General features: G+C 65.7%; 8 protein-coding genes (1 of these 8 cut by a window edge). 3 read left to right on the forward strand and 5 right to left on the reverse strand.

Annotated elements, in window-relative coordinates; genetic code table 11:
• Positions 1-6: 6 nt before the first annotated feature.
• The 5 genes from VT03_RS07480 to VT03_RS07500 form a co-directional block, all read right to left on the reverse strand.
• Positions 7-837 (reverse strand): phytanoyl-CoA dioxygenase family protein, encoded by an 831-nt coding sequence (locus tag VT03_RS07480; protein ID WP_075092416.1) that lies wholly within the window; start codon positions 835-837, stop codon positions 7-9.
• A gap of 450 nt (positions 838-1,287) precedes the next feature.
• Positions 1,288-1,497: a hypothetical protein gene (locus VT03_RS07485; protein WP_075092417.1), complete on the reverse strand. Its 210-nt coding sequence runs from the start codon at positions 1,495-1,497 to the stop codon at positions 1,288-1,290.
• Positions 1,498-1,519: 22 nt separating this feature from the next.
• Positions 1,520-2,233 (reverse strand): DUF1080 domain-containing protein, encoded by a 714-nt coding sequence (locus VT03_RS07490; RefSeq protein WP_410000417.1) that lies wholly within the window; start codon positions 2,231-2,233, stop codon positions 1,520-1,522.
• A gap of 116 nt (positions 2,234-2,349) precedes the next feature.
• On the reverse strand, positions 2,350-3,510 hold the full coding sequence (locus VT03_RS07495; RefSeq protein WP_156514344.1) for a PmoA family protein: 1,161 nt from the start codon (positions 3,508-3,510) through the stop codon (positions 2,350-2,352).
• A gap of 103 nt (positions 3,511-3,613) precedes the next feature.
• On the reverse strand, positions 3,614-4,171 hold the full coding sequence (locus VT03_RS07500; protein ID WP_075092420.1) for a thioredoxin family protein: 558 nt from the start codon (positions 4,169-4,171) through the stop codon (positions 3,614-3,616).
• Positions 4,172-4,645: 474 nt separating this feature from the next.
• Between VT03_RS07500 and VT03_RS34105 the strand changes: the two genes are divergently transcribed.
• From VT03_RS34105 to eno, 3 genes are all read left to right on the forward strand, one after another.
• Positions 4,646-4,927 carry a hypothetical protein gene (locus tag VT03_RS34105; protein ID WP_075096982.1) on the forward strand — a complete coding sequence of 94 codons (282 nt, stop codon included), beginning with the start codon at positions 4,646-4,648 and terminating at the stop codon, positions 4,925-4,927.
• Between the two features lie 62 nt (positions 4,928-4,989).
• Entirely contained in the window at positions 4,990-6,213 is a 1,224-nt protein-coding gene (locus VT03_RS07510) for an FAD-binding oxidoreductase (protein ID WP_197489237.1), read from the forward strand.
• A gap of 271 nt (positions 6,214-6,484) precedes the next feature.
• Positions 6,485-7,058 carry the start of a phosphopyruvate hydratase gene (gene eno, locus VT03_RS07515; protein WP_075092421.1) on the forward strand. 698 nt of this gene lie beyond the right edge of the window, so only the first 574 of its 1,272 coding nucleotides appear in the window; its start codon is at positions 6,485-6,487; its stop codon lies off the right edge, out of view.

Here is a 7,058-nt window from a genome sequence, read left to right on the forward strand (position 1 = left end):
GCGAAGTCAGTCGTCAGCGGGACGGGGGCGATTGGCCCACTTCCCGTCGCGGTCGGCGCCGCTGACAAGGACCCCCTTCTGGTTCCAGCCCATGTGGGCCGTCACGTCGGCGGCGGCGTAGCGGATCGTCAGGCCGCAGCGGCGGCGGCTCGACTCGTTCGCCTCAGAGCCGTGGAGCAGGAGGTCCGAGTGCAGGGAGCACTCACCCGCCTGGAGGCAGTCGTCGACCGCATGGCCGTACTGCTCGGGGTTGTCGATCGTCTGGTTGAGGACGTTGTGCTCGTCCGGGTTGCTGGGACGGAACGTCATGTGGCCGTGGTGGTGCGAGCCGGCGATGAATCGCATACAGGCGTTCTCGACGTCGGCGTCATCAATGGCCAGCCAGACCGTGACCGCCTTGCTCGGCGAAAGGGGCCAGTAGCTGGCATCCTGATGCCAGGCGACCGCCTTGCCGTCGCCTGGCATCTTGCAGAAGAAGTGCGAGCCCCAGCCGACGACGTCTTCACCAAGGATGTCCTTGACCGCGGCGACGATCTTCGGATGGGTGAGGATGTCCCAGACCTTGCCGTACTTGAGGTGGGCGCTGCTGATGGAGTAGCTGTCCCCCCCGGCGGCGACGACCTTGGCCAGGAGGTCATTGAAGTAGGTGCGGATCTCGGCGATCTCGTCCGCGGAGTAGATCCGGATCGGGCGGACAAAGCCGAACTGGTTGTAGTGTTCGACCTGTTCGCGGGTGAGCGTTTTAGCTGCCTCGGCCGGACTCGGGTGGAACCGCAGGTCGCGTGGAATGGAGTCGAGAGCGGACTGATCGGGGGTGATCTGGAAAGTCGTCTGCATTGAGCACCGTGCGAAACGAAGGAGATGCGGTTAGCTTGCGGCCCACGTGCATAAACGTCAACGGATGGCTGGCGCAAGCTGGTCCGCGTCGAGGCCCCCCTCCCACCAATCCGCTGGCTTCGCAATCCCGGCGGATCAGGTGAGGGGGCATACGACACGGTGTCCGCGTTCGGACACGTCCTTCTTCAGACAGTTCTCGACGGCCAGGCCTCCGGCGGGCAAGGGGGGCGTGGCCCCCTTGCATCCCCCACCAGGGTAACCCCTGGCCCCGGTTCTTGGGCCGGCAATTTCGAAGCCCCTGAAGACGGTGACGGCCTACCAAAGCCAGCTGCGCACCACGCCCCACACGGGCAACAACAGCGCGACAACCCCAACCACCATAGGAATCACGATCGTCGGGTGGATCGAAACCAATAACCCCGGACGAGAACGCCACATCGTGATCTCCCGTTACTCCGGACGAGGCACAAGCGGAACGCTCACGAACGGAGCATCCTCCAGCTCCGAATAGAACATCGCCCCAGGATTCACCCGCCCCGCCTGCATCTCTCGAATGTGCGCCGCCGCGGGCGCCGTCCGGGCCAGGAGCGGAAACACCCCCAGCCACAGAACGGCCAGAACCGCCACCGCGGCCAGCAGGCTTACCCAGCGTCGGACCACTCCGCTTCCCTTCCTCAACACACTACGGCAACTCACGGATCCGCAGGTTCCGGAACTCGACCGGCGACCCCTCGGACTCCAGACAGAGGAACCCGCTCTTGGGATCGCAGCCGGTCCCGCCGGAGACCTCTTCGCCGTTGACCCACAGACGAACTTCGCCATTGATGGCGCGAACGTAATAGTGGTTCCACTCCGGCGTCCCCTTGCTCAGCTTCTTGCGGGGGAAGCTCCGCTCGCCATTCGGAGAGAGCGGAGGAAACGGCGTCATCTTCACGCCCACGGGGAACACATCGCCGTTCGTCGAGAACCAGTCCGCCTTCTTGCCCGACGCCGTCTCGTACTTCTCCGTGTAACCGTGATCGAGAACCTGGACCTCGATCCCCTTCGGAAGCTTGTTCGGAACAAGGGCGTCGATCGACTCCTTCGTCGCCCACAGGAAGACCCCCGAGTTGCCCGCGGGCTTGAGATGCCGCCACTCGACGACGAGTTCGAGGTTCGCGTACTCCTTCTTCGACCGGATGACGCCCACCGGCGTCCCCGTGCTGTGGATCACGCCGTCCTTCGTCGACCAGGTGTCGGGATTGCAGTTGGCGTTCACGAAGTCATCGAGCGTCAGCTCGACGAACCCGGGCGCCGTGCCATCGATCCCCGCCGTCTTGAGCGGCTCCTGGGCCGCCAGCGGAGCAGAGCAGAGGACGGCCAGAACGGGACAGGCCAACAGGGGAAACCATCGCATCATGGGTGCAGCTTTCCGGTGAGGGGCGAGCGCTGGACTTCAATGAACGAACGGTGGCGTAGCGAAGTATCAAGTGGCAGGGATCAAGTCTCAGTCACTGAGCGGGGCAACCGGTCTCAGGGGAGTTCGGCGAACTGGTTGTAGACCGCCGGGACGCCTCCCTTTTCGGAGTCTCCGTCGTGGACGTACAGGCCGTAGCGGAGGCGGAGCGATTCATCCTTCTTGAGATGAACCGGCGGCGTCTCGACCTTGCCGCCGCTGTACGATTTGTCGCCGAACGGGCTCATGGAGAAGAGGCCGTAATCCCGCACGTGGTAACGGGACTTGTGGAAGTTCTTCGGGCCGTCCATCAGCGTGATCCCAAACGTGCGGGAGCCGATCGGCCCCACATAGTCGACCCAGCTCGAGGTCTTCCCCCAACACTCCTTGGTCCCCTTAAGGCCGTCCGCGTTGACGACCGGCCCGCCGGAAATGCTCTCCCGCATGCTGTTCGGAACCCGGATGGCAAACAGCCCTTCCTTCGTGTCTTCGAACTCCACTTCCGGAACGGCCGCGGTGAGAACAAAGTCGAAGGCCATCAGGCGATTCGGAAAGATCTGGACCGTCGTCGTCTCGGTCAGGACCGGCTTCTCGTCGGCGCCGAGCCAGTGGCTCGTGTATCGCAGAACCGCCGGGTTCCCTTCGGCCTTCACGATCTCGACGCCCGCCGTGCGGATCGTCCCCTGTTCCGCCCAGAACTTGATCTTGTTGACCTCGTCGATCGAGAACCAGATCCCCTTGTGGTGCGGGTGGTCGTAGTAGAGCGGGCTCTTGCTGTTCTTCTCCGCGGGCGGGTTCTCGTTGATGAGCCGGGATACGGTCGCCTTGAGCGGAACAACGTCGGACGCCTGAACCCAGCCCTTCTTGTCCGGAACGTGAAGCTCGTTCCCCTTCACCTCATCGACCGTCAGGACTTCCCAGTAGGCAAGCTTCCCGACCACCTTGCCCCCGTCGCGGACCTCCGCCCCTTCGCTGACCACCAGGACCTTGTTCCCCGGCGCTCCGGGCTCGTCCGCAGGCTGGCCGATCTCGTCCTTGAGGATCTGGAGTCCCCCTTCGGCGGTCACGGGGAGGAAGAACGGCTTCTTCCACTTCGGCTGGTAGTTGAGGACGGTGAAGACCTCATCGCCGATGGTCACCTTGACGGTCTCCTGGCCTTTCGTCAGCCGGACCGTCTTTTCCGCGGCCTGCGCGACCGGGGCCGCCGCGACAGCGAGACCGAAAACGACAAACGTCAATCGGGCGATGAGAGTCATAGGTGGGAGTGGGCTGGGGAAGGTGGGGCGTGCGAGCGGGTGGTCGACGGCCGGGTGCTGATCGCTGAGGGCGGACAGACTCGACTCAGTCCCCGTGCAGTTTGCGGAGGCGGGCGGAGGTTCGCAACATCCACTGGATCCGCTCGAACTCGTCGAGCCAGTCCTGAACGACGGCGCCGGTCAGGTCGTTGTCGACATTGAGTCCCGTCGAGCAGGCCGCGCCCGCGGTCGCTCCCACGACGGCGCGGTACTTCGAGATCGTCCGGTCGCCGTATCGGCCGCAGACGTAACCGTCTTCGCTGAGGAAGAGGACCGTCGGGACCCGCGCCCCGCCGCAGGTCTGGAGTTCGGAGGCCAGGTCCGGGTTGTCGTCCCGGTCGAAGTAGCGGATCTGGAGGGTGGGGGTCTGTTCGGCAAAGCGTTCGAAGATCGGGCACTGGTTCACGCAGTCGCCGCACCACGTCCCGGCGAGGACGAGGATCTTCGTTTCACGGACGAAGCTCTTGAGGAGTGCGACCTGGGGTGCGGTGAGTTCGACGCTGCGATGAAAGTCGGTCCAGCGGGCCCGTTGATCGGCGGTGGCGTAGCGGTCGAGGAAGCCGGCGTAGGTGTGGCCGGATGTGAATTTGGTGGCGTAGTCCACGACGAGCTCCAGTTGGGGTTTCGGGGGACCCGGACATCATGGTGACCTCGGAGCGGAAGGGCAAAGCCGCGCGGGTCAGGAACCGTCCTTGCCGGGGCGACTCGTTAGCTCAAACCCAACGTGCCACGGCAGCCGGGGTCAAGGGGGTCTCACCCCCTTGCCGCCGGAGGCACTTTCACGAGGAACCGTAGTAAGCAACGGACGTCCCCTTTGTGCAACCGGCGTCGAGCACTCACGACTCGCTCTGAAACCCCGCGGGTTGGTGAGGGGGCATACGGCACGGTGGCCGCGCTTGGACATTCGCTCCTTCAGTGAGACCGAAACAGGCCAGGCCTCCGGCGGGCAAAGGGGCCTTGCCCCCTTGCATCCCCCACCAGGGGTGACCCCCTGGACCCCGGTTGACCTGTCCATCACGCTGGCCTCGGTCCCCCCCGTGTGCCAGACTCCCGCCACCACCCTCCCGGGATCACCGCCATGAGCCTCGTCGAACTGCTCCTCTATCTCCTCGTAGCAGGCATCTGCGGCTCACTCGGCCAAGCCATCACCGGCTACTCCCGCGGCGGCTGCCTCGTCTCCATCGCCCTCGGCTTCATCGGCGCCCTCCTGGGCATGAAACTCGCCTCGATCGCCGGCCTCCCGGAAATGTTCACCGTGACCATCGGAAACAAATCGTTCCCGATCGTCTGGTCCATCATCGGAGCCGCACTCTTCGTCGCCATCCTCGGCTTCCTCACCCCCCGCCGCAGGATCGACTGACTACCGTCCCCGCCCGAAACCCCGCCCCGGATCCCGCCCTCCCTGAGTCGAAAGCCGCAGCCTTGGAGCGCACTGAACTGACACCGGCCACCCAGGCAGAACTGGTCCGTCTGGTCGACGAAAATGCCCAGGGCCCCAAGCGCCCGCTCTGGCCCGTCGGAGGCCGGACAGCCCTGCGCTACGGCGGCGGCGCGGAACCCCACCGCCCCGGCATCACGATCAGTACCGCCGAACTCACCCGCGTCCTCGACTACCCCGCGCGCGACATGACGATCACCGTCGAAGCGGGAATCACGGTCGCCGCCCTCCAGGAGACACTCGCCAAAGAAGGACAGCGGCTCCCGATCGATATCCCCCAGCCGCAGCGGGCCACGCTCGGCGGCGCCCTGGCCACCAACACCAGCGGCCCCGGCCGGTTCGGCTCCGGCACCTTCCGGGACTACGTCATCGGCATCTCGGCCGTCGACTCCACCGGCCGCCGGTTCTCCGCCGGCGGACGGGTCGTCAAGAACGTCGCCGGCTACGACTTGTGCAAGCTGCTCGTCGGGTCGCTCGGCACGCTCGGCATCATCACCCAGGTCACGCTGAAGGTCCGCCCCACTCCCGAAGCCCGCCGGATCGTCTGGGCAGTCTTCCCCGAACTCCGCTCGATCGCGCCGGTGCTCGACCGCCTCGTCACCAGCGAGACCCGCCCCGCGGCCATGGAAGTCTTCAACTCCAAAGCGGCCCGGCACATCGTCCGCGAAGCCCGCCTCTCCCTCCCGGCGGAGCAGCCGGTCCTGGCCGTCGCCTTCGAAGGGACGGTCCGCGAAGCCGAATGGCAGGCCGCCGCCCTCCAGGGAGAACTGCACCCGTTCCAGCCCGTGGCGGCGGAGACCCTGACCGACGAACCGGCGGCCGAGCTCTGGCTCGCCATGACCGAATACCAGTCCGCTTCGGATGACCCACTGACCTTCCAGGCCAGCCTGCTCCCCTCGCACACCATCGAGTTCTGCGACGCCGCCTCCGCCCAGGGAGTCGCCGTGCAGTCGCACGCCGGCAACGGCGTCGTCGTCGGACATCTCCCGGACCGCTGCGCCACCGTCGAATCCGCGGCCCTGGCGCTCCGGCCGCTCCGCGAACTCGCCGAACGGCACGGCGGCCACCTGACGATTCTGAACTGCGACGAAGCCTGGCTGGGCCGCCTCTCAACCTTCGGCCCCCGCCGCGGCGATCGGGACATGATGGACCGCGTCCGCCGGCAGCTCGACCCGCTGGGCCTCCTGAGCCCCGGCCGCTTCCAGTAACGCCACCGGGGAGGGCGAGGCTCCCGCCGAGCCGCGCCGGTGAATCCCGCTCCCGCTGCTTGCTCAGCGCCGCGCAGAAGATCGGACTTCAATCAGCGGACACAAGCCACCAGCCGCCATCGACTCAACGGCCGCGCCCCAGTCAATCGATCAACGTCAACCGATCAGTCCCCCGGCGGGCCGCGGCGGATGATGCACATTCGCCCTTTGTCTGCTAAAACTCGCGCCTGATTTGAACCCGGTCCCAGTTCGGTTTTGAGGAAGACGTCCGATGAGTATGGCGATCTCGTCCGTGCACGCACGGCAGATTCTTGACAGTCGCGGTAATCCTACGGTGGAAGTCGATATCGAACTGGAAGACGGCACGATCGGACGGGCCGCCGTTCCCAGCGGCGCCAGCACCGGCGCTCACGAAGCCTGCGAACTCCGCGACGGCGACAAGAAGAAGTACGTCGGCAAGGGTGTCGAAAAGGCGGTCCAGAACGTCAACGAAGAACTCGCCGACGTCCTGTTCGACATGGACGCCTTCGACCAGGGCGCGATCGACAAGGCGATGATCGAGTGCGACGGCACGCCGAACAAGTCCCGCCTCGGCGCCAACGCGATCCTGGCCTGCTCGATGGCTGCCGCCCACGCCGCCGCCCGCAGCTGCTACCTGCCGCTGTTCCGCTATGTCGGTGGCGTCGCCGCGACCCGCCTGCCGGCCCCGATGATGAACATCATCAACGGCGGTGCCCACGCGAACAATCCCATTGACTTGCAAGAGTTTATGGTGATGCCCCTGGGCTTCGACAAGTTCTCGGACGCCCTCCGCTGCGGCACGGAAATCTTCCACAACCTGAAGA

Source organism: Planctomyces sp. SH-PL14 (assembly GCF_001610835.1).
GTDB lineage: Bacteria > Planctomycetota > Planctomycetia > Planctomycetales > Planctomycetaceae > Planctomyces_A.

Coding starts and splice junctions, on each gene's coding strand:
- VT03_RS07480 (WP_075092416.1), bottom strand. CDS start 837: ATGCAGACGACTTTCCAGATCACCCCCGATCAGTCCGCTCTCGACTCC.
- VT03_RS07490 (WP_410000417.1), bottom strand. CDS start 2,233: ATGCGATGGTTTCCCCTGTTGGCCTGTCCCGTTCTGGCCGTCCTCTGC.
- VT03_RS34105 (WP_075096982.1), top strand. CDS start 4,646: ATGAGCCTCGTCGAACTGCTCCTCTATCTCCTCGTAGCAGGCATCTGC.